The organism is Burkholderia sp. LK4 (genome assembly GCF_001043615.1).
Classification (GTDB): Bacteria; Pseudomonadota; Gammaproteobacteria; order Burkholderiales; family Burkholderiaceae; genus Burkholderia; species Burkholderia cepacia.
Genome location: NZ_LDUL01000041.1, coordinates 22,687 through 43,475, shown reverse-complemented (window position 1 = coordinate 43,475; position 20,789 = coordinate 22,687). Strand labels below are relative to the sequence as shown.

Genomic DNA, 20,789 nt, shown 5'->3' with positions numbered 1-20,789 from the left:
CGCCGCGCACGCGCACGGGCGGCGCGGCGGCGGGTGTCAGGCGTGCGCTTCGGCCGCCGTTTCGGGCGACGCGTCAGGCACCGCGTGACGGCTTGCCTTGCGCGGCAGGCCGAGGTGGTCGCGCAGCGTCGCGCCGGGCAGGTCGCGGCTGTAGCGGCCGCGCGCCTCGAGCGCCGGGATCACGAGTTCGACGAAATCGTCGACGCCTTGCGCCTGCACCGCGAAGCCGAGGATGAAGCCGTCGCCGGCGCCCGCGTCGTGCCAGCGGATCAGCTCGTCGGCGACATGCTCGGCCGTGCCGATGAAGTTCGGGCGCGGGGTGGCGACCGCGAGCGCCGTCTCGCGCAGCGACAGGCCTTTCTGCTTCGCGTCGGCCTTGATCCGGTCGGTGGTCGAGCGGAAGCTGTTGCGGCCGAGCTCGCCGAGTTCCGGGAACGGCGCGTCGAGCGCGTACTGCGTGAAATCGTGGTGATCGAAATAGCGGCCCAGATAGGCGAGCGCCTCGTCGATCGTCAGCAGGTCGCGGATCGCCTGGTATTTGTCCTCGGCCTCGGCGGCCGTGCGGCCGACGATCGGCCCGATGCCGGGGAAGACCTTCACGTCGCTGCCTTGCCGGCCGTGCTCGATCGCGCTCTGCTTGACGCGCCGCGTGAACGCGGCCGTTTCGTCGAGCGACGGCGAATGCGTGAACACGGCATCCGCATACTTTCCGGCGAGCCCGATGCCGGTGTCGGAGGAGCCGGCCTGGAAGATCACCGGCTGCCCCTGCGGGGACCGCTGGATGTTCAGCGGGCCCGCGACCTGGAAGAAGCGGCCGTGGTGATCGAGCGTGTGGAGCTTGTCGCGATCGAAGAAGCGGCCGGTCGCGCGGTCGCGCACGAATGCGTCGTCGTCCCAGCTGTCCCACAGGCCCTGCACGACGTCGAGGTATTCGTCGGCGATCTCGTAGCGCAACTCATGATCGGGATGCGCCTTGCCGAAGTTCTTCGCGGTGCCCTCGAGCGGCGTCGTCACGACGTTCCAGCCCGCGCGCCCGCCGCTGATCGCATCGAGCGACGCCAGCTGGCGGGCGACCGTGAACGGCTCGCTGTACGACGTCGAGATCGTGCCCGCGAGCCCGATCTTCTTCGTCGCGACCGCGAGAGCCGACAGCACGGTCAGCGGCTCGAAGCGGTTCAGGAAGTGCGGGATCGACTTCTCGTTGATGTAGAGGCCGTCCGCGACGAACGCGAAGGCGATGCCGGCGGCTTCCGCCTTGCGGGCGATGCCGATCGCGAAATCGAGGTTGATGCTCGCGTCCGGCGGGTTGCTCGGGTGCCGCCATGCGTTCATGTGGCTGCCTGCGCCTTGCAGCATCAGGCCGAAAGGGATCGATCGTCGGGTCGTCATGGGAGCGTCACGCGTTCTGGTCAGGGGAAAGGGAGCGGTCGGCCGCGAGGGCCGCCTGCAACGGCGTGGCCGACAGCGCGCCGCCGAGCCATTCGGCCGATGCGAGCCGCGCCGCGTAGTCGGTCACCGGCGAATCGATCACGAACGCGTCGACGTCGAGCCGCCGGCTCAGCACATCGAGCGCGTGGTGCACGCGATCGGGAGTGTCGGCCAGCACCGTCGGGCGCAGCTCGTCGATGCGGTAGTCGGACGCGCCGCTCTGCCGCGCGAATTCGGCGGCCGCCTGCGCACTGGGGAGGTTGAAGCTCTGGCCGCCCGCGAGTTGCAGCTTGAAGATCTTCAGCGGCCCGATCAGCTGCTCGGCCTCGTCGCGCGTCGGCGCGGCCACCGCGTACAGCGCGACCAGCGGCCGTGTGCCGCCCGCGCTGCGGTACGCGTCGAGCGAGCGTTCGATGTTCGCGTCGTCGCCGTTGAAATGCCCCGCGTAGCAGAAGCGCCAGCCGTTGCGCGCGGCGAGCGTGCCGCTGTCCGGCGAGCCGCCGAGCAGGATGCGTTCGGGCGCCTGCGGCGGCACGGGCAGCGCGACCGCGCCGGCGAGCGGGTGATCCTCCGCGACGCCCCAGCCGAGAAACGCGTCGAGTTCCGCGAGCTGGCCCGCGAAGTCCGGCTTGCGCGCCTTGTCGTGGAACCACTGCAGCGCGCGCGTGGTCAGCGGCAACCCGCCGGGCGCCTTGCCGACGCCGAGGTCGACGCGGCCCGGCGCGAGCGCAGCCAGTACCTTGAACGTCTCGGCGACCTTGAACGGGCTGTAGTGCTGCAGCATCACGCCGCCCGAGCCGACGCGGATGCGCGACGTGTGCGCGAGCAGGTGCGCGACGACGATTTCCGGCGCGGAGCTCGCGAAGGCCTGCGTGCCATGATGCTCGGCGACCCAGAAGCGCTCGTAGCCGAGCTGTTCGGCGCGCTGCGCGAGCGTCGTGGTGAAGCGCAGCGCGTCGGCGGCGTTCGCGCCGTCGGCGATCGGACTCTTGTCCAGCAACGAAAGCGAATAAGACATGGTGGGCGGCGTTCCTGCTTGAGCGTGAAGTAAGCGTGACGGGACGGGACGAAGGGCGGGCGTGGCGCTCAGCTCTTCGGCAGCCCGGGCGGATTCGTGCGCGACTGGTCGATCGCTTCGGACGCGAGGTTCCAGCGGTCGAGCACCTGCTGGTAGCGGCCGCTCCTGATCAACCCGTTCAGCGCGACGGTCAGCGGATCGGCAAGCCCGCTGCCGCGGCGCGTCGCGATCGCGATGTCGGCCGTGCGCGGCCAGCCGCCGCTGATTGCGCCGACGAGCCGTGTCTTGCCTTGCTGCGCGCTCTGGTACGCGAGCACCGAGTTCACGCTGAACACGGCATCGGCACGGCCCGACTGCACGGCGACGATGCGCATCGCCTGGTCGTCGTAGTACTGGATCTGCACGGGTTTCAGCCCGTGCGCGACGTTCTCGCGATCCCACGCGAGCAGGATCTTTTCCTGGTTGGTGCCGGCATCGGTCACGACACGCAGCCCCGCGACGTCCTTCGGCTCGCGGATCGCCTGGATCTTGCTGTCGTTGCGCACGTAGAAGCCGACCTGGTCCTTGCGGTAGGTCGAGAAATCGAACTTCTGCTTGCGTTCCTCGGTGACGGTGACGTTCGAGATCACCGCGTCGACTTTTCCGGATTCGAGCGCGAGCGGCCAGTCGGCCCACGCGAGCGCGACGATCTTCAGCTTGCGGCCGAGGCTGTCGGACACGAGCTGGCCGACGTCGGCGTCGAAGCCGATCACCGTGCGAGCATCGGTTGCATACGAACTGATCGGCGGCAGGCTCGGCGCGATGCCGATCGTCAGCGTGCCGGGTTCGGCGAACTTGAACGACGCGGGCACCGCGCGCTCGACTGCCGCATCGGCCACGCCGCGCGGGCGCCCGCGCTGTTCGGGGCTCAAGTCGAACGTGGCGGCGGCCGCGGCTGCGGCGAACGCGGTCAGGCCAATCAACGCGGTGGCCAGCGTGCGCGCGGCACGGGAAGAAAACGGTACGGCTCGTTGCATGAAAGCGTCCTGTGGTGGCAAGCGGAAATCGGAGGAAGGCGGGGGCGCGGCGGTCAGCGCGGCAGCGCCGGTTCGGGCACGGGCGCCCACAGGTCGGCCAGCGTCGACGTGCGCGACGGATCGGCGAGATCCTTGCCGAACCGCAGGTGGTAATGCACCTCGGGGGCGATCGACGAATCGAACAGCCGCGTATAGCCGGTGCGGTCGTACAGCGCCCATGCTTCGGGCTGGCGAAAACCGGTAGTCAGGTAGATGCGGCGATAGCCCTGCTGCGCGGCGCGCAGTTCGAGTGCCTCCACGATGATGCGTGCGAGGCCCTGACGGCGCAGGTCCGCGCGGGTCCAGATGCGTTTGAGCTCGGCGGTCTGCGCGTCGTAGCGCTTGAACGCGCCGCCGCCGATCGTCTCGCCGTCGCGCAGCAGCAGCACGAACGCGCCTTCGGGCGGCGCGAACAGTTCGGCCGGGTAGCGCGCGAGCTCCTCGCGTGCGGACGCGTGGCTGTCGGGGCGATACGCGTTGTAACGGGTCGAATACTCGTCGATCAGTGCGTCGATCAGCGGTTGCGCGCGGACGTCGAGCGGCGTCGTGTCGATGATGCGGTCGGTCGTGGCCATGGGCATCGCGAAGGGCGCGCGATGCGGACGTTCCTGGCGGGGTGCGGGCACGCGGCCCGTCCGGTCTGTTCCGTTATCGCGACGCGGTTGTCGTGATGGCGGCGGCCGGTGCGTGTCCTGCCGGGATGCAGGTGGCGGGCCGCCGCCGTTTTGAACACGTTAGCGGCGCGGCCGGCAAAGGCGAACGAAGCAATTTCGATAAGGATTTCGCGGCGGACGTCAGAAGGCTCGAAGCGGGAGTGGGGTGGCGACGACGCGGTGCATGCGCATGCATCGAAGCCGATACACGCGCGTGCGCGATGCCGGCATGCGAGCGCCTATGCCGCCCGGACTTCGGCGAGCAGATCGGGGTGACGATCGAGGATCTTCAGCAGTTTCACGAGGGCAAGCGGCGGATTCGTCTTGCCTGTTTCGTAACGGGAGAACGCGTTGACGCCGCCGCCGAAAAGCTCGGCCGCCTCGCGCTGGTCGAGCCTCAGCTTCTTGCGTACCTTCGCGATGTAATTCGGGTCGACGATGGTGGCGTTCACCTGCTTGTTGAACTCGCTGATTGCTTCGCCGAGACGGGTCGCTTCGTCGAGATCCAGTACCGATTCCCCGCAGGCCGGGCAGAACTCGCCGGTGATGGCGCGGACGACAGTCGACCGGCCCTTGTAGGTATAAGGGATGTCGCGCGTGTCGCGGACGAGCTTCGCGGCACCGCATGCAGGACATTTCATTTTCATCGCTCCTTGAAAGACACGATCAGCACATCGTCGATCACCGTCAGTTTCAGGTACACGTCGCCGCGCACCGTCAACGGCCGGTAGACGTCCTGCCAGATCGTGTGGTCGGCGTACGTCGTCATGCTCTTGTGGAAGTCGAGGTCGGTCAGCGACATCACGACATCGAGCGCCTCCCGTTCCGTGAAACCGAGTTGCCGCGCGCCGAGTACCGCGCTCGCGGTCAACCGGACCTGGCCGGATTCGACCCGCGCCTTGACGAGGGACAGCTTGCAATGAGGCCTTCTCTTTTCCATTGGCGATCATAACCAAGTAAGTTAATTTGTCAAGTTGGTTAATGGCGAGCGCATGCCGTCCGCCATGACTGGCAGACCGCATGGAAAAGAGATGGATCCGGTTTTAGGCCGTCTGGCCGATGCTCGGCGGGGCCGACAACTCCGCGAGCTGGAACAGGCAATCGCCGCGCTGCACCTGCGCGGGCACGCGCTTGCACACCACTTCGCCGTCGCCCTTGAAGCGGTGCAGCACCGGCTCGCGCAGCGGCGTATCGGGGAAATGCACCCATGCGGCCGGCTGCCCGGCCTTCACCTGGTCGCCGAGTTCGACGAGCGGCTCGTACAGCCCGCGCTCGTACGCGTAGACGAAGTGGCGATCGCCGTCGACACGCATGAAGCGCGTGACGGTGGGCGGCGCGTCGGGCACGAGCGCGCCGCGCAGCAGGCCGATGTAACCGAGGTAGTGCAGCAGCCCGTGGCGACCGAGCCGGATCAGCGACGGGTCGGCCATGCCGGCACCGCCGAGTTCGGTCACGATCGAGATCGCGCCCTGGCGCCGCGCGGCCGAGGCCGAGTGCACGGGATTCGGCGCGTGCAGCAGCGCGTTCTGCAACCCGAACGCGACCAGCAGCCCGTTGAGCTTCGCGGCTTCGTCGGCGTCGAGCGGGTCGATCGCGAGCATGTTGCCGCCCTGGTACAGCAGCGAGCTGCCGCCCGAGTGCAGGTCGACCAGATACTGCGAGCGCGCCAGCAGGACATGCTCGATGTAGTGGGCGATCATCTGCGTCGGCGTGCCGGCCGGATCGCCGGGGAAGCTGCGGTTCAGGTTGCCCTGGTCGAGCGGCGACACGCGCAGGCCCGCGTCCGCCGCCGGGAAATTCGCCATCGGCAGCAGGATCAGCTGCCCGCTGACCATCCCGGGCTCGATCTCGCGCATCAGTTGCGACACGATGATCTGGCCTTCATACTCGTCGCCGTGGTTGCCGGCCATCACGAGCGCGACCGGGCCGTCGCCGTTGCGAATCGACGCGATCGGGATCGGCAGCCAGCCATACGCCGAGCGGTGTACGGAATGCGGCAGCCGCAGGTAGCCCGCGTGCTTGCCTTGTGCGTCGAGATCGATTTCGCAGTGGATGGGATTGCGGTGTGAGGAGGAGGCGGTCATGGCGGCATCGTTCGATGAACGGAATCTGCCATCTTATCGGGAAACGACCGCCGCGCGCCGCGCCGGTCGCGAGCGACGCCGAACGCCATCAGCCGGCAAGCGCATGGAGGCATCAGGGCGAGTTGCAAAGCCGATGCGCGGAACCCGGTGCGATGTTGCAGCGGTGAACGCCTGCCGGCCTCATTCTGGCCCGGCGTTTCGCGCCGGCCCTTGTCGCGACGGGGCCGGCGTGCCAGGCCGGCTCACCGGCCCGATGTTTCAGCTTCGAGACGTCCTTCTTCCCACAGTGCCCAGAAACGGCTGCCGGCGCGATACGGATTCGCGCGGCGGGCGGCGTGATCGGCGACGCCCTGGCGAAACGCGCCGTACAGCGTCAGCGGCGGATTGTCGACGCATCGGGCTTCGCGTGCGGCCGGCATGCGGCGTTCGGAAACGAGCCGGCGGATCAGCGATGCGCCGTCGATCACATCCAGTTCGTCGATGGTTTCGCTGCGGCTGAGGACTTCGACGGTATTCATGTTGGGTCTCCCTGACCACCTGTTTCCCCTGACAGGGAGCAATAAGAGTGCCAGGTTCGAAAAGCCCCGCACTGCATCGATCGTGCAGGCTTCTGCAGCCAACGTGACGGGCCGTGGGCGCCGATGTTACGGAACACGTCACGTGACACGCGAGCGCGCGACGCCACGTGCGGTCACGCAAAGCGTTTCGGAATTGAATCGTCGGGAGGCGTCGACGCGGGAGAAAGAGGACTGCGCAGCCGGGTCAGCTCGCGGTGGCCGGCGTGACCCGGCTGCTGCCGCTCGAATAGAAGCGGTAGATGCCCTTGCCGGCCGATTTCGCGTCGTACAGCGCGCTGTCGGCCTGCCGGATCAGTTCGTCGGGGGAGCCGTGCCCGTCGTCGAGTGCGATGCCGATGCTGATCCCCAGGATCACGGTCTCGCCGATCGACAGCGTGTACGGCGCCGAGATCTGCCGGATGATGCGCGCGGCGAGGAGCGAGCATGCGTGCATCGTCGCGTCGTCGATCGCGACGACGAATTCGTCGCCGCCGATGCGCGCGGCCAGCTCGCCGGGCGGCAGCGTCTTGCCGAGTCGCTCGGCAACCTGCGTCAGCACGTCGTCGCCGGCCTGGTGGCCGAACCGGTCGTTGATCGCCTTGAAGCCGTCGAGGTCGAGATACATCACGGCGAGCCCGGACTCCGGCGTGCGTGAGCGGCTCGCGAGCATCCGCTTGAGTTCCGCATGCAGTTCGTGGCGGTTCGGCAAACCCGTCAGCGCATCGTGCCGCGCGAGATGCCGGATGTGCTGTTCGGTCTGGCGGCGCGCGGTGACGTCCTCGACGATGATCACCGCGTTGCCGTCCGGCACGAGATGGCGCGTCAGTTCGAGCTGGCGGCCATCGGCGAGCACCAGGTCGAGCGGTGCGGGTTCGTCGCAGGTCAGCCAGATCTCGCACTGCGCGGCGAGACGCGCGCCGCCGGGATCGATCGCGTCGTTCGCGCCGAGCGCCGCGACGACGGCGGGCAGCGGCGTTTCGAGCATGATCTGGCGCGGCGAGCCGAACAGTTGCGCGGTGCGCCGGTTCGCGACGATCACGCGGTGCTCGCCGTCGATCATGCACAGGCCGTGCGGCATGTAGGTGAGCGCGGCATCGAAGCGCGCGACGAGTTCCGCGTTGCGCTGGCGCGCGGCAATCAGCGCGACGAGCACGCGATAGTGACGCTGGACGACGGTGCGCATCGCGACGAGGTAGATCGCGAGCGGCGGCAGCAGCAGCCACGCCCCCGGCCGCTGGGCCAGCAACGCGCCGATGCCGATCGGCAGCACGCCGACCGTGACCTGCGTCATCGCGAGCCGGGGCAGCGCCGAATTGCGCGACGCGATCCCGCCGAACACGCCGCCCGCGACCATCACCGACAGCGTGCCGAGCTCGACGTCGACGGCCTGCACGCAGCCCATCACGCCGAGGCCGAGCACGAAGCACGCGACGAGCGACACGGGCGCATAGCGCATCGCCCAGTATTCGGCGCGATCGTCGCCGCCGTCGCGCTGAACCGTGTACGCACGCGCGATCGAGAGCCGCGCGATGAGCAGGCCGACGTCGACGATCAGCCACGCGAGGCACCAGAGCTGCTGCAGCCGGATCAGCGCGACGGCCGCGACGAAGCCGCTCGCGAGCCCGGAGAGCGCCATCGGCCGGACGTCCTCGAACAGGGTAACGAGCATCGACGGGCGCAGCGCGGCCGTCACACGGTGGTTGCCGGAGGGGGGAGTGGCGAGAACGGAGTGCAGGAGAGATGCCCTGACTGCCATGGTTTTTGACCTCGACACGATGTCGCTTGATATCGCGATGGCTGGCGGCACCCGCACGGCACGTGGCGGAAGCCCGGCCAGGCCGGATGCGCACGACATTACCATGAAAAACGGGCGGCGCGGGGCGCCCGGATCGCCCGACGGACCCGCGTGCCGCGTCGGCCACCAGTCGTCAACCCCGCCCACGAAAGTCTTGCGCATTCGCCGGCGCCGGGGCAGCATCGTTGCGAACCGAACGAGGCTCGGCGATCGACAGGAGACAGGCGCGTATCCGCCGGGCGCGGTCGACACGAACGAAAACCGCCGCAAGCGGGCAGGCGATGCGACCTGATGACCTGATTGCCACCCGCGACCGGCTGTCGCAGCCCGGCTGAACACCGTTATAAGAAATTCAATAAGTATTTCATGCGGGAAATACTATAGGCGATATATCAAAAACAATGCCAGAATGCGCGCCGCTCCGAACGTCGCGACATCCGATCGCCGTCCGAGCCGTATCAGGAGGTTCCCCCCAATGAAAAACCACGGCCTGTCACGGCGGGGTTTTCTGAAAGCCAGCGTGCTGGCGGGCGTCGCAGTGTATGTCGCGCCCCTGGGCAGCCGCGCGTTCGCGGCGCTCTTCGAAGAAAAACTCCTCACCCCCGTCAAATGGGATAGCGTCACCGGCATCCCCCAATTCCGCATCGACGGCATCGCGAAGGTCACGGGCTCGAAAGTGTTCGCCCGTGACGTGCGCGCAGCCGACATGCCGCACTGGCCGCAGCAGCAGTCTCATGCGCTGATCCTGCGCGTCACGCAGGCCGACCGCACGTACGAAGGCTTCGACCTTTCGCTGCTGGGCGACGAGCTGAAACCGGACCGCGTGGTCACGGCCGACGATCTCGTGCGCGACGGCGTCGCGTTCCCGGCGTTCTACGGCGACGACATGCTGCTGCCCGCCGGCAAGACGCCCGCGTATCTCGGCCATGCGGTCGCGATCCTCATCTATCACGACTTCGCGCGCTTCCGCTTCGCGAAGAACGCGCTCAAGTTCCGCGACGACGTGATCCGCTACGGCGCGGTCACGGGCCCGCTCGAGCGCGATCCGTGGGGCACCTTCCGCTACGTGCGCGTGGGCGGCAAGACGGCCTACGACGACGATGTCTATTCGAGCCTGAAGGACGCGCCGATCTTTCCGAGCATGATGCGCAAGCACCTGCCGGTGTGGCCGGACGGCAAGGAGCACGGCAAGCTCGACGAGCAGGGCATGTTCCTCGCCGGGCAGATCGCGAGCGAGCTCGACCATCCGTCGGCCGACTGGCTCGTGTTCGACCGCGAATACAGCACGCAGTCGGTCGACACGGCCGCGCTCGAACCCGACAACGCGAACTGCTGGTACGACGCCGCGACGCAGTCGCTGCACCTCGTCGTGCCGACCCAGTCGCCGCTCGAAGTGGCGGAGAACGCGGCCGCGATGGTCGCGAAATGCCGCTTCCCGGTGAAGAAGCTGTTCGTGCATCCGTGCTACACGGTCGGCTACGGCTCGAAGGATCACTTCAACGTGCCGTTCTACGGCCTCGTCTGCGCGCTGTACGCGGACGGCCGCCCGGTGCGTTTCGCGAACGACCGCTACGAGCAGTTCCAGACTTCGCTGAAGCGTCACGCGTTCAAGATGCATTACCGGATCGCCGTGGACCGCAACACCGGCCTGCTGCAGTCGTTCAAGGGCGACTTCGAGGCGAACGGCGGCGGGCGCTCGAACTTCTCGCCGTCGGTCGCGATGGTCGGCGCGACGGCTGCGCAATCGATCTACTACTTCCCGAAGAGCGACCTCGCGGCCGTGGCGATTGCATCGCGCGCGATCGATGCCGGCTCCGCGCGCGGCTACGGCACGCTGCAGAGCATGGCGGCGACCGAGATGGCGGTCGACGAGATCGCCGCGCAGCTGAACATCGACCCGATCGATTTCCGCCTGCGCAACGCGCTGCGTTCGGGGATGAAGAACACGCAAGGGGCGATTCCCGCCGGCGCGCTGCGCGTCGACGAGGTGCTCGAGCGTTCGAGGCAGCATCCGCTGTGGACGCGCCGCGCCGCGCGCAAGGCCGAATACGAGGCGGCGAACCCGGGCAAGCGCTACGGGGTCGGCTTCGCGTGCGTGCAGAAGGACTTCGGCACGGGCGCGGAAGCGTCGTTCGCGAAGGTCGAATTCGACGAGAACGGCAAGGTGTCGCTGCGCCACACGGCTGCCGAGATCGGCACCGGGATGTCGACGTCGCAGGCCGTGGCCGTCGTGAAGTGGCTCGGCCGTCCGGCGACGGACGTGCAGGTCGCCGTGACCGAGTGGCCGGACCTGCCGGTCGAGACCAGCGGCGATCCGTACATCATGTCGCAGGCCGACCAGGATCGCCTGAGCGCGAACCCGCGCTGGTCGCCGAGCTACGCGTCGCCGTCGAGCGCGACGAACTCCGCGTACTACTTCACGCACAGCACGCGCGAAGCCGCGCGCGCGGTGTTCCGCTACGGCCTGTGGCCGGCGGCGATGTCGATCTGGACGCGCGGCCTCGGCGGCGGCCAGGCCGCGCCGTACACGATCCGCATCGAGGACGCGCGCTGGGTCGACGGCAAGCTGACCGCCGACGGTCTCGAGCCGCTGTCGTTCGAACAGCTCGCGAAGCAGGCGCATGCGCTCGGCCTGCCGACCGGCGCCGTCGTGCACGTGTTCAACCGCTGGCAGTGGACCGACGCCGAGTTCGAAGTGGGCGGCGTGGTCGATCGTTTGCCGATCGACGGGCTGTCGCTGCGCGTCGGCGCACCGAAGACGGGCGACAACGGCCCGGTGCCCGGCACCGCCGCGCCTGCCGGCGCGACCGCGATGCGCGGCACGCTGGCGCCGACCGCGAACGGCTACCGCGTGCTGGACCGCAAGCGCGTGTTCATCCCGCCGACGAGCCGCAACAACGCGGCCGTCACGTACTACACGGCGGTCGGCACGCTGGTCGAGCTGGCCGTGCATGAAGCGACCGGCAAGGTCGAGCTGCTCACGCATCACTCGATCATGGAATGCGGCAACCAGATTTCGCCGCAGCTCGTGTCGGGCCAGTTGCAGGGCGGTCTCGCGATGGGTATCGGCCACGCGTTGCACGAATACCTGCCGCTGTATGAAGACGGCCCCGGCAACGGCACGTGGAACTTCAACCGTTACCAGCTGCCGCGCGCATCCGACGTCGCCGTCTGGACGCAGACGGGCGACGTGCTGCCGCCGCTGTCCGAGACCGATCCGCCGAAGGGCGTCGCCGAAGTGGTGATGATCCCCGTCGTCGGCGCGATCGTGAACGGCATCGCGCACGCGATCGGCCATCGTTTCACCGACCTGCCGGTGACCCCGCAAAAGATTCAGGAGGTGCTCGCATGACGACCGCCCAAACCGCGGCTTCGGCCGCGAGCGCCAGCGCCGCTGCGACCGGCGCTTCCGCACCGGCCCAGGCTTCGGCCGTACCGGACTCTGCACCGGCCTCGGCCCCGGCCGTACCGGCATCGGCTCCGGCCGCCGTCGAGCGTCCGCTCGTCCGGTTCCAGTCGAAACCGCTGTCGATCAACATCAACGGCAAGTCCGTCGGCCCGATGCAGGTGCCGGAAGGGCTGATGATGATCGAGTTCCTGCACGAATACGCGGGCCTCACCGGGTCGCGGCTCGGCTGCGGGCAGGGCATCTGCCACGCGTGCGTCGTGATCGTCGACAAGCCGGACGGCACGAGCGAGGAAATACGCACCTGCATCACCGGCGCGCATTTCTTCCACGGCCGCACGATCCGCACGATCGAAGGCCACGCGAAGCGCAACGAAGCGGGCGAAGTGGTCGAGCTGTCGCCGATCCAGCAGAAGTTCCTCGAGCACTTCAGCTTCCAGTGCGGCTATTGCACGCCGGGTTTCGTCAACGCGGCGACCGTGCTGATCGAACGCCTGAAGCGCGAACCGGTTGCGAAGGCCGACGTCGAGCGCACGATCACCGAGGCGCTCGATGCGCACCTCTGCCGCTGCACGGGCTATGTCCGCTACTACGAAGCCGTCAAGGACGTGGTGCTGACGACGCCGGGACTCGTGAAGGACGCCGCATGAAACGCACATTCGCTCATCGTGTCGCGCGGGCTGCGGGCCTCCCGGCGCTCGCGGCGGCTTGCGCGCTGCTGCTTGCCGCTTGCGGCGGCCACGACGCCCCGGCCTCGAACGCCGCTTCCGGCGCGCCCGGTGCCGACCCGGTCGCGCGCGGCCGCTATCTCGTCAAGGCCGCCGATTGCGCCGCGTGCCACACCGCGAAGGACGGCGCGCCGTTCGCCGGCGGCGCGCCCCTCGAATCGCCGTTCGGCACGTTCTACGGCTCGAACATCACGCCGGACAAGGATCACGGGATCGGCAACTGGAGCGCGGACGATTTCTACGCCGCGCTGCATGACGGCAAGGCGCCGGGCAAGCGCCTGTATCCGTCGATGCCGTACACGTCGTACCGGCAGCTCACGCGTGCCGATTCCGACGCGATGTACGCGTACCTGAAGACCGTCAGGCCGGTCGCGCAGGAAAACCGCGAGCACGAGCTGAAGTTCCCGTACAACCTGCGTTTCGGGATGGTCTTCTGGGACATGGTGTTCCTGAAGGACAACCTGCCCGATGCCTCGGCCGGCCAGTCCGCCGACTGGCAGCGCGGCCGCTACCTGGCGGGTGCGCTCGGCCACTGCGCGGAATGCCACACGCCGCGCGCGTTCACGGGCCAGCTCGACAGCGCGAAACCGTTCGCGGGCGCGGCGCTCGGTCGCGTGGCCGCGCCCGACATCACGCCGGCCGGCCTTGCCGCGCGCGGCTGGACGGGCGCCGACCTGCAGACGTTCTTCGGCGTCGGCATCGCGCCGCAAGGCTCGGCGTTCGGCGAGATGTACCCGGTCGTGCACCTGAGCACGCAGTACATGACGAAGGACGACCTGCGTGCGTTGTCCGTGTACCTGCTGGGCGACACGCCGCCCGCGCCGCAACCGGTGAAGCCGGTGTCGGCCGACGCCGCGCAGCTCGCGGCCGGCCGCTCGGTGTATCTCGCGGTCTGCGCGGGGTGTCACGGTTTCAACGGCGAAGGCAAGCCGCACGTGGCGGTGCCGATGAACGGCAATTCGACGGTGCGCCAGGGCGACCCGCGCAACCTGCTGGTCGCGATGCTCGACGGCATCGGCGAGCAGAAGTTCGCCGGGTTCGAGAACCTGCAGCCGATGCCCGGTTTCGCGCACACGCTGAGCGACGACGAACTCGCGCAGCTCGCGAACTACCTGCGTGCGACGTGGGGCGGCCAACCCGCGAGCGTCACGCCGGCCGACGTGAAGGCCATGCGTTAAGTCGTGCCGCCGGGCGGGGCGTCGCGCGCGATTCAGCCGGTTTCCGGTGCTCGTGCGCGACGCGTCGCCCGACTGCTCGCGGCGGTTCTTCAGTAGCCGCTGCCTCCTCCGCCACCGCCCGCACCTCCCGCGCCACTGCCGCCGTACCGGCTCATGCCCGGCCCTTGCGGCGCGCCGCCGCCCGACGTACATCCTGCCGACAGTACGAGCACCAGCGCCGCGATCAGCGCCGCGGCCAAGGTTGCAGATCTCATTTTCACCTCCTTGCAACGCGCAGGCCGCGGGAAAGGCCGGTTCGCGTGAACCGTGCGTCTGCGCGCTGAAGAAACGTTTCGGGCGGGCCGTTTATTCCATGCGTTTTGCGGATCGTCGAATGCGAGGGGGGCGGATCGGCGTCGTCGCACGGCGTGTTGATACACTGCGGCACGCCGCCATTCCTGTTCCGACCACGAAAAACATGAGTGCCACCGCTGAACGTCCGTCGTCGCGTCCGTTCCGTCCCGCCGTGCTCGGCTGCTTGTCGTTTGCGGTCGGCGGCCCGCTGGTCGCATCGCTCGTCTGGCCGGCCGTGATGCTGGTCGGGTGGTCGTTGATCGACGGCCCGTCGTGGGAGGCACTGAAAGTCAGTGCCGGCATGGTTCCGCTGATCTTCTTCGCGTCGTTCCTGTTCGGCTACTTCCTGCCGGCGGCCGTGACCGGCGGCATCATGGGCGTAATCGGCACGCGGCTCCGGCGGCGCTGGTTCGTGCTGCTGGGGATGGTCGTCGGCGCCGGTGCGATGATCGGTTTCGTCGAACTCGAGGATTACCTGATGAAAATCGACCAGTTCAGCGACATCGACGCGATCGCCACGCTCGATGCGATCGTGACGTCGGCCGTGATGTCGTACTGGCTGCATCGCCGGCTCGATCGCCGGCGTTGAGCGCGAAGCGTTGCGCGATCGGTCGCCTTCGCGCCGATCGCATGCATGGGGCGGGCATGCGGGCAGGGGCGGCACCGCGCGGCCGCTTGCGCGACCAGCGGGCTGCCATGCCGTTCCTGAAGCGAATGCCGCCGTCACGGCGGCCCGGGATCAACGATAGACGAGATCCGCTCGGCGGTTCTGTGCCCACGAATCCTCGTCGTGGCCGAGCGCGACCGGCTTTTCCTTGCCGAGGCTGACCGCCTCGAGTTGCGTGGCTTGCACACCGAGCGTTTCGAGCGCGCTCATCACGGCCTGCGAACGGCGTTGGCCGAGCGCGAGGTTGTATTCGGACGTGCCGCGTTCGTCGGTGTTGCCCTGGATCAGCACGTGCCGCGCCGGATGGCTGCGCAGGTAGTCGGCGTGTGCCTGCAGCAGCGACTGGTATTCGGGCTTGACGGAGTACTGGTCGAAATCGAAGTAGATGCTGCGCTTCGCGAGCGGGCTGTTCGGATTGTTGAGCTCGTCGGCCGTCACCGTTGCGACGGCTTCGCTCGAGGGCGCGGGCTCCATGCCGGCATTCTCGGGTGTCTTGGCCGCATGGTGGCAACCGGCCAGCAGTACGACGGTTGTCAGGACCGCAAATCGGTTCGTTTTGCTCATCGTTCGTCTCCAGCGGTTGACTGCATTGAACGCGTGGGGCGATCGACACGCCCGTATCCGGCCGAACGGCGCGAAAGATCCGGCACCTACGACGTGAATCATGTTCGTAAGCCGGTGGTGCGCCATATGAAAGAGTGTTGCGGCCGGAACGCCAAATCTCGGCGTCGCTGCAAACAGATTAGGAAAAATGTCACAGCGTGACCAGTTTCTCCGCATTTTTTTGCGTCGACGCCACAGACCGGGCGGCATTCGTGCCGTCACGCGGCGCGATGCCACTGCGCAAAGGCCGCGCACGGGCACGGCCCTTGCGGCTCGGAGCATGACGTCGAGCCGTGCCGAAACGCATGCGTTGCGCGGACGGCGTGGCAACGCCGTGCTTCGTCTTCAGAACTTGTGCCGCAGCCCCAGTGCGACGACGACCTGGTTGCTGTTCGCCGACGGCGTCAGCGTCCAGACGGTCGCGTTGAACACGGGGTTGCCGTTGCCGCCGCTCACGCTCTGGTAGACCCCCTCGAGATACGCATCCGTGCGCTTCGACAGCGCATAGTCGGCTTGCGCGACGACCTGGTTCCATTTCGGCCGCGTCTGGCCGGTGCGCGTGTCGAAGCGGCCCATCGTGTACGTGTACGCGGCCGAGAGGCTCAACGCACGCGTGACTGCGAAGCGCCCGTCGACCGAGAAATTGTCGAACACCAGCGATTCTCCCTTCAACGGCGCGATGCCGCTGCCCTGGAGCACGCCCGTCACGCCGTCGGTGGTCGAGTGCGACCACGCGGCGCCGACCGAATGCGGCCCGAACGCATAACGGCCCGCCGCGGCCCAGATCTGCTGGTTGCCGCCCGTGATCGTCGCCGAGCCGTCGACCGTGCTGAGCGCACCGTTCGGGTTCGGCGCATTGCGGTCGCGGCTGATCTTCAGGTAACCGGCGCCGAGCTTCAGCGGCCCGTTCGCGTACGACACGCCCGCGCTCCACGCCGCGTTGTTGGCGAACTGGCCGGCCGTGTTCGAGAACCCGTACATCGCGCCGAACCTCAGCCCGCGATACGTCGGGCTCGTGTACTTCACCGCCTGGTTGATGCGGAGGTTGCGGTTCGAATCGTCGTTGTCGTACGGATGAACCGCGAGGTTGCCGCCCCAGCCGGGGCCGGACGCGCCGAGCGGCGTGACGAAATCGAGGATCAGGTCGTACTGGCGGCCGAACGTGAGCTCGCCGGCCGTCTTCGAGCTGACGCCGACCCATGCCTGGCGGCCGAACATGTCGACGCCTTTCTGCGACAGCGCGCCGGTGGTGCCCGAGAAACCATTCTCGAGCCCGAAGATCGCGGCCATCCCGCCGCCGAGATCCTCGCGGCCGCGCAACCCCCAGCGCGACGCGTTCAGGGCGCCGCTCGTCATCGCGACGGCGCCGCTGCCCGGCGAGCCGGCGCCGTGCGTGCGCTGGTTGGTCGCGTAGGTGATCGACGTGTCGATCAGGCCGTACAGCGTCACGCTGCTCTGCGCGTGTGCGCCCTCCGACGCGAAGGCGGTCAGGCAGGTGGCAATGGCGGTCCCCGCGAGTCGAGTGCTGGCGTGTTTGTTCATCTTGTAGGAATGCAAAGGAGTTTTTTATCGTTTTACCGGCGCGGCGGCCGGCGGATCGAGCGGCCATTATTGGAGATCGCGCGCCGGTCGATTAAGGCGTTGCACAGGAAAGGTCCTCTGCGAAATCGCGTGGAATCGCGGCGGACGAAGGCGGGGAGGGGGCGGTTCGGCGGGAAAACCGTCGCCGGGTTTGCGATGGGCTCAAGGGCTCAAGGGCGAGGTCAGGTGATTCAGTTGACCATCGCGTGATCGTCCGTCGGGCGATGGCCGATGGGGAGCCTAGCGGCGGGCAACCGGCAGCGCGGCTTCGATGCCACCGCCGCGATACGCGGCACGAACGGCGATCGCCCTGGCTTCGAGTGCTTCCGGCGAGAGCCAGGGCCGCAAGCGGACCGCGACGCGCGGCAACGCGGCAAGCTGATCGCGCAGGCGCACGATCGACCGGCAGCCACGGAATGCCGACGACCCGGCGTCGGGGCCGGACGCGGCTTCCGCAAGCTCGGCCGCCCACTCGACGCCGCGGTGGCGCCTGACTTCGTCGAGGTGCGGCAGATGGCGCGCATCGCCCGATAACGCGATCAACAGCGCGGCCCAGTGCGCGCCGCGCCATCCCACGTTCATGTCGTCCGTGAGGTCGGCGAGCAGCGTGTCGTCCAGCACGGACAGGCTTTGCTGGCACAGGTAGTGGAAGTCGAGCGGCTGGTAGCGGACCTGCGGATAGTCGCGCAGCACATGGCCGAGTTCGGCGCCGGTCTCGACAACAGCGGCCAGGAACCGTTCGGCCGGCGCCGGGCGGTTCAGCAGCAGCGTCGGCACGCTCCGGTAGAGCCGGTAGATGTCGTCGGGGTGATAGTGCATCGCGAAGGTCGGGGTGATCGAACGGCGCGCGCGGCGCGCCGTTCGGGTTGTCTGCTGACCGCTGGACAGCAGCGCCGTATGACGCCGCTGCATTTCATCGGGCTCGACCGCTTCGATCGTGGGCGCGATCGGGCAATCGTAACCGAACGGGTCGTGAATCGTGCCGGCGCGCTCACGTCGGGTTGTCTACGATTCCCCCGCGGGGCGAAAGCGATCGCGGTATGCGCCGGGGCTGAGGCCGACCTTGTCCTTGAACAGTCGGCAGAACGAGCTGGTATCGCTGTATCCCACCTGGGCCGTAATCCGCTCGAGGCTGAGATCGCCGGCCTCCAGCAAGCCGCGCGCGGCTTCGATGCGCAGGTTCTGCAAATACCGCAACGGCGGCTGATTCAGCGCCGCGCGGAACCGGCGGATGATCGTGCGCTCGCTCACGCCGAGCTCATGCGCCATCTCCGACATCTTCACGTCCTTCGTCATGTTCTTCTGCAGCCAATACTGCGCGCGGTGAACCAGCGAGTCGGCGTGTTCCTTGTCTGCCAGCAACGGGAGATACGGCAATTGCTTCGTCTGGCTGACGTCGATCAGCATCGTCTTCGCGCACTGCGCGGCGATGGCCGCCCCGCAGAAGCGCTCGATGACATGGATGGTCTGCAGCAGGTAGGACGCCGATGCTCCGGCACAGATCAGGCGGTCGGCTTCGGTGACGACGGGTTCCAGCTGAAGGTCGACGCGGGGAAACCGGCTGCGGAACTGATCGGCCAGCCACCATGTGGTCGTCGCGGGCCGTTCGTCCAGGAGGCCGGTTCTGGCCAGGACGAACGTGCCGGTGCAGTTCGCCGCAAGATAGGCCCCCGCGTTCCATTGCGAAACCAGCCAGTCGCATGCGGCCGACTGTCGTGCCAGCAACCGGTCGAAGGCCTTGCCGCTCGCGTAATGTGCACTGGGAATGAAAACCAGGTCGAACTTCTCGCGCGGCCGGATCGGCTCCGTGTTCAGTTGCAAGCCGTTGCTCGCCATGACCGGCTTCCCCGTCGGAGAAACGAACCGCCATTCGAACTGCGCATTGCCATCGCCCCTTTGTCGCCGCCAGTGCGCGTTCGCGATCTGCAGGATGTCGGCGAACCCGCCCAGGCTGGAAGCGTAGCAATCGTCATACGCAAGAATGGCGGCGCGGGGCATGATGTGTCGGATATCGCATTCGATGTGTCAGTTTCGCCAATGTACGGCAGTTCGGCCCGAGAGGAAACTGGTCGTGTCAACCTCGCGCCAATTGGCGCGCAGCGACAGGATCGCCATGCGGCCGGCAGCGCGGGGGACGCAGTATCGTGTGCCGTCCGGGCCACGAGAAGGACAATGTGGCCGCCCCCGGGTAGCTGCAGGCGCCTCCGTTGCCCGGCAGCGTGGAGTTCCGTCGGCTTCGCACCGCCGATTCAGCCGCGCGGTGACGCGCGTCGGGGCCGCAGCGTGCCCTGCATGCGAAGGCGCTTTCGTCTCAACCTGAACCGCAAACATCATGAAAACCAGGATCACCGAACTTTTCGGCATCGACTATCCGATCATCCAGGGCGGCATGCACCATGTCGGGTACGCGGAGCTGGCCGCAGCAGTCTCCAACGCCGGCGGACTCGGCATCATCACCGGCCTGACCCAGCGATCGCCGGCCGATCTGGCCGCTGAAATCCGGCGTTGCCGCGAAATGACCGACAAGCCGTTCGGCGTGAACCTCACGTTCCTGCCGACCGTCACGTCCCCCGACTATCCCGGCTACATCCGGGCCATCGTCGAAGGCGGGGTCAAGGTCGTCGAAACGGCCGGCAACAACCCGCAGCCCTACCTGGCCGCGCTCAAGGAAGCGCACATCAAGGTGATCCACAAGTGCACGTCGATTCGCCACGCGCTGAAGGCCGAGTCCATCGGCTGCGATGCGGTCAGCGTCGACGGATTCGAATGCGGCGGCCACCCTGGCGAGGACGACATTCCGAACTTCATTCTGCTGCCACGCGCCGCCGAAGAACTCAGGATCCCGTTCGTGGCCTCCGGCGGCATGGCTGACGGCCGGTCGCTGGTTGCGGCACTTTCGCTCGGCGCGGACGGCATCAACATGGGAACGCGCTTCGTCGCCACCCGCGAGGCGCCGGTGCACGAGAACGTGAAGCAGGCGCTGGTCGCGGCCTCCGAGCTGGATACGCGCCTGGTCATGCGCCCGTTGCGCAATACCGAGCGCGTGCTGCGCAATGCCGCGGTCGATCGCATTCTCGAAAAGGAAAGCAGGCTCGGCGCCGGCATCCGGTTCGACGATATCGCCGAAGAAGTCGCCGGCGTGTATCCGCGCATCATGAAGGAGGGCGCGCTCGACGCGGGCGCGTGGTCGTGCGGCCTGGTCGTCGGCCTGATCCGCGATATCCCGACCGTGAAGGAACTCGTCGAGCGCATCGTGAGCGAGGCGACGGAGATCATCCGCAGCCGCCTGGCACGTATCGCGGTTTGATCCGGATTGGCGACGCGGGATGCCACCCGCCGTCGCCGACTAATCGTCGCCGGCGCGATGCCGGCGAGGATTCGTGCGGGATGTGGTCGACGAGGGCCAACCGGGCGACCGCGGCGATGGTCGAAAGCGTGCGGTTGGTGGCCGCTTTGTCGATGTAGAGTCTGTCGCGTCGTCGGTTCCAGTCGCCTCGCGGCGCGACCGGACTCGAGCACCCTGTCCGTCGTGAACTGAATCACTTCACGCCGGCCGGGTGCTCGTGAGTTCAATGACTTCCCCTTTTAAGGATCGGGTAACCCGGGTTGCCCGATTCCGCTTTCCCTTCGGGCAGTGCCCCCGGACATCATCCGGATTCCGGCCCGGCCGACGCCACCGCGTTGCGCCACGTGAGCCCGATGC

The 20,789-nt window shown here is 67.8% G+C and carries 20 protein-coding genes; 6 read left to right on the top strand and 14 right to left on the bottom strand.

What is annotated here, in order from left to right; translation table 11 throughout:
- Positions 1-36: 36 nt before the first annotated feature.
- The 9 genes from VK92_RS21015 to VK92_RS20975 form a co-directional block, all read right to left on the bottom strand.
- On the bottom strand, positions 37-1,389 hold the full coding sequence (locus VK92_RS21015; protein WP_048024623.1) for an LLM class flavin-dependent oxidoreductase: 1,353 nt from the start codon (positions 1,387-1,389) through the stop codon (positions 37-39).
- A 7-nt stretch (positions 1,390-1,396) separates the two neighbouring features.
- Complete coding sequence (locus VK92_RS21010) at positions 1,397-2,446, bottom strand: LLM class flavin-dependent oxidoreductase (protein WP_048024625.1); 1,050 nt, start codon at positions 2,444-2,446, stop codon at positions 1,397-1,399.
- Positions 2,447-2,514: 68 nt separating this feature from the next.
- Positions 2,515-3,462, bottom strand: coding sequence for an ABC transporter substrate-binding protein (locus tag VK92_RS21005; RefSeq protein WP_048024628.1), 948 nt, complete (start codon positions 3,460-3,462; stop codon positions 2,515-2,517).
- 53 nt (positions 3,463-3,515) lie between these two features.
- Positions 3,516-4,076 carry a GNAT family N-acetyltransferase gene (locus VK92_RS21000; protein WP_027791642.1) on the bottom strand — a complete coding sequence of 187 codons (561 nt, stop codon included), beginning with the start codon at positions 4,074-4,076 and terminating at the stop codon, positions 3,516-3,518.
- 317 nt (positions 4,077-4,393) lie between these two features.
- A complete protein-coding gene (locus VK92_RS20995; protein WP_042974280.1) occupies positions 4,394-4,795 on the bottom strand; it encodes a type II toxin-antitoxin system MqsA family antitoxin in 402 nt (133 codons plus the stop codon).
- A gap of 2 nt (positions 4,796-4,797) precedes the next feature.
- A complete protein-coding gene (locus VK92_RS20990) occupies positions 4,798-5,094 on the bottom strand; it encodes a type II toxin-antitoxin system MqsR family toxin (protein ID WP_048024629.1) in 297 nt (98 codons plus the stop codon).
- 103 nt (positions 5,095-5,197) lie between these two features.
- Complete coding sequence (locus tag VK92_RS20985) at positions 5,198-6,238, bottom strand: succinylglutamate desuccinylase/aspartoacylase family protein (RefSeq protein WP_027791639.1); 1,041 nt, start codon at positions 6,236-6,238, stop codon at positions 5,198-5,200.
- Between the two features lie 242 nt (positions 6,239-6,480).
- Entirely contained in the window at positions 6,481-6,756 is a 276-nt protein-coding gene (locus tag VK92_RS20980) for a hypothetical protein (RefSeq protein WP_021158762.1), read from the bottom strand.
- Positions 6,757-7,000: 244 nt separating this feature from the next.
- Entirely contained in the window at positions 7,001-8,551 is a 1,551-nt protein-coding gene (locus tag VK92_RS20975) for a sensor domain-containing diguanylate cyclase (RefSeq protein ID WP_048024631.1), read from the bottom strand.
- Between VK92_RS20975 and VK92_RS41945 the strand changes: the two genes are divergently transcribed.
- The 4 genes from VK92_RS41945 to VK92_RS20960 all read left to right on the top strand — a co-directional run bounded on the left by VK92_RS41945 (position 8,550) and on the right by VK92_RS20960 (position 13,902).
- Positions 8,550-8,882 (top strand): hypothetical protein, encoded by a 333-nt coding sequence (locus VK92_RS41945; protein WP_156187232.1) that lies wholly within the window; start codon positions 8,550-8,552, stop codon positions 8,880-8,882. The two genes, VK92_RS20975 and VK92_RS41945, sit on opposite strands and share 2 nt — an antisense overlap.
- Positions 8,883-9,065: 183 nt before the next feature.
- Positions 9,066-11,942: a xanthine dehydrogenase family protein molybdopterin-binding subunit gene (locus tag VK92_RS20970; protein ID WP_048024633.1), complete on the top strand. Its 2,877-nt coding sequence runs from the start codon at positions 9,066-9,068 to the stop codon at positions 11,940-11,942.
- Entirely contained in the window at positions 11,939-12,646 is a 708-nt protein-coding gene (locus tag VK92_RS20965; RefSeq protein ID WP_048024635.1) for a (2Fe-2S)-binding protein, read from the top strand. Before VK92_RS20970 ends, VK92_RS20965 begins: the two co-directional genes overlap by 4 nt.
- Positions 12,643-13,902 (top strand): cytochrome c, encoded by a 1,260-nt coding sequence (locus tag VK92_RS20960; protein ID WP_048024637.1) that lies wholly within the window; start codon positions 12,643-12,645, stop codon positions 13,900-13,902. Before VK92_RS20965 ends, VK92_RS20960 begins: the two co-directional genes overlap by 4 nt.
- 89 nt (positions 13,903-13,991) lie before the next feature.
- Here VK92_RS20960 and VK92_RS42540 read toward each other — a convergent pair whose 3' ends face one another.
- Positions 13,992-14,156: a hypothetical protein gene (locus tag VK92_RS42540; protein ID WP_165580347.1), complete on the bottom strand. Its 165-nt coding sequence runs from the start codon at positions 14,154-14,156 to the stop codon at positions 13,992-13,994.
- 203 nt (positions 14,157-14,359) lie between these two features.
- Here VK92_RS42540 and VK92_RS20955 point away from each other — a divergent pair, with 203 nt between their 5' ends.
- Entirely contained in the window at positions 14,360-14,824 is a 465-nt protein-coding gene (locus VK92_RS20955) for a hypothetical protein (protein ID WP_048024638.1), read from the top strand.
- A 150-nt stretch (positions 14,825-14,974) separates the two neighbouring features.
- Here the strand turns inward: VK92_RS20955 and pal are convergent, their stop codons facing one another.
- The 4 genes from pal to VK92_RS20935 form a co-directional block, all read right to left on the bottom strand.
- Positions 14,975-15,466, bottom strand: a complete 492-nt coding sequence (gene pal, locus VK92_RS20950) for a peptidoglycan-associated lipoprotein Pal (protein WP_042974287.1) — start codon at positions 15,464-15,466, stop codon at positions 14,975-14,977.
- Between the two features lie 384 nt (positions 15,467-15,850).
- The gene (locus VK92_RS20945; protein ID WP_048024640.1) at positions 15,851-17,047 is read right to left on the bottom strand and encodes a porin; all 1,197 of its coding nucleotides are present in this window, start codon (positions 17,045-17,047) and stop codon (positions 15,851-15,853) included.
- Between the two features lie 279 nt (positions 17,048-17,326).
- Positions 17,327-17,998 carry a hypothetical protein gene (locus tag VK92_RS20940; RefSeq protein WP_231600635.1) on the bottom strand — a complete coding sequence of 224 codons (672 nt, stop codon included), beginning with the start codon at positions 17,996-17,998 and terminating at the stop codon, positions 17,327-17,329.
- A gap of 93 nt (positions 17,999-18,091) precedes the next feature.
- Positions 18,092-19,084 (bottom strand): GlxA family transcriptional regulator, encoded by a 993-nt coding sequence (locus VK92_RS20935; RefSeq protein WP_048024642.1) that lies wholly within the window; start codon positions 19,082-19,084, stop codon positions 18,092-18,094.
- Between the two features lie 334 nt (positions 19,085-19,418).
- Here VK92_RS20935 and VK92_RS20930 point away from each other — a divergent pair, with 334 nt between their 5' ends.
- Positions 19,419-20,393: an NAD(P)H-dependent flavin oxidoreductase gene (locus VK92_RS20930; RefSeq protein WP_048024644.1), complete on the top strand. Its 975-nt coding sequence runs from the start codon at positions 19,419-19,421 to the stop codon at positions 20,391-20,393.
- Positions 20,394-20,789 lie beyond the last annotated feature (396 nt).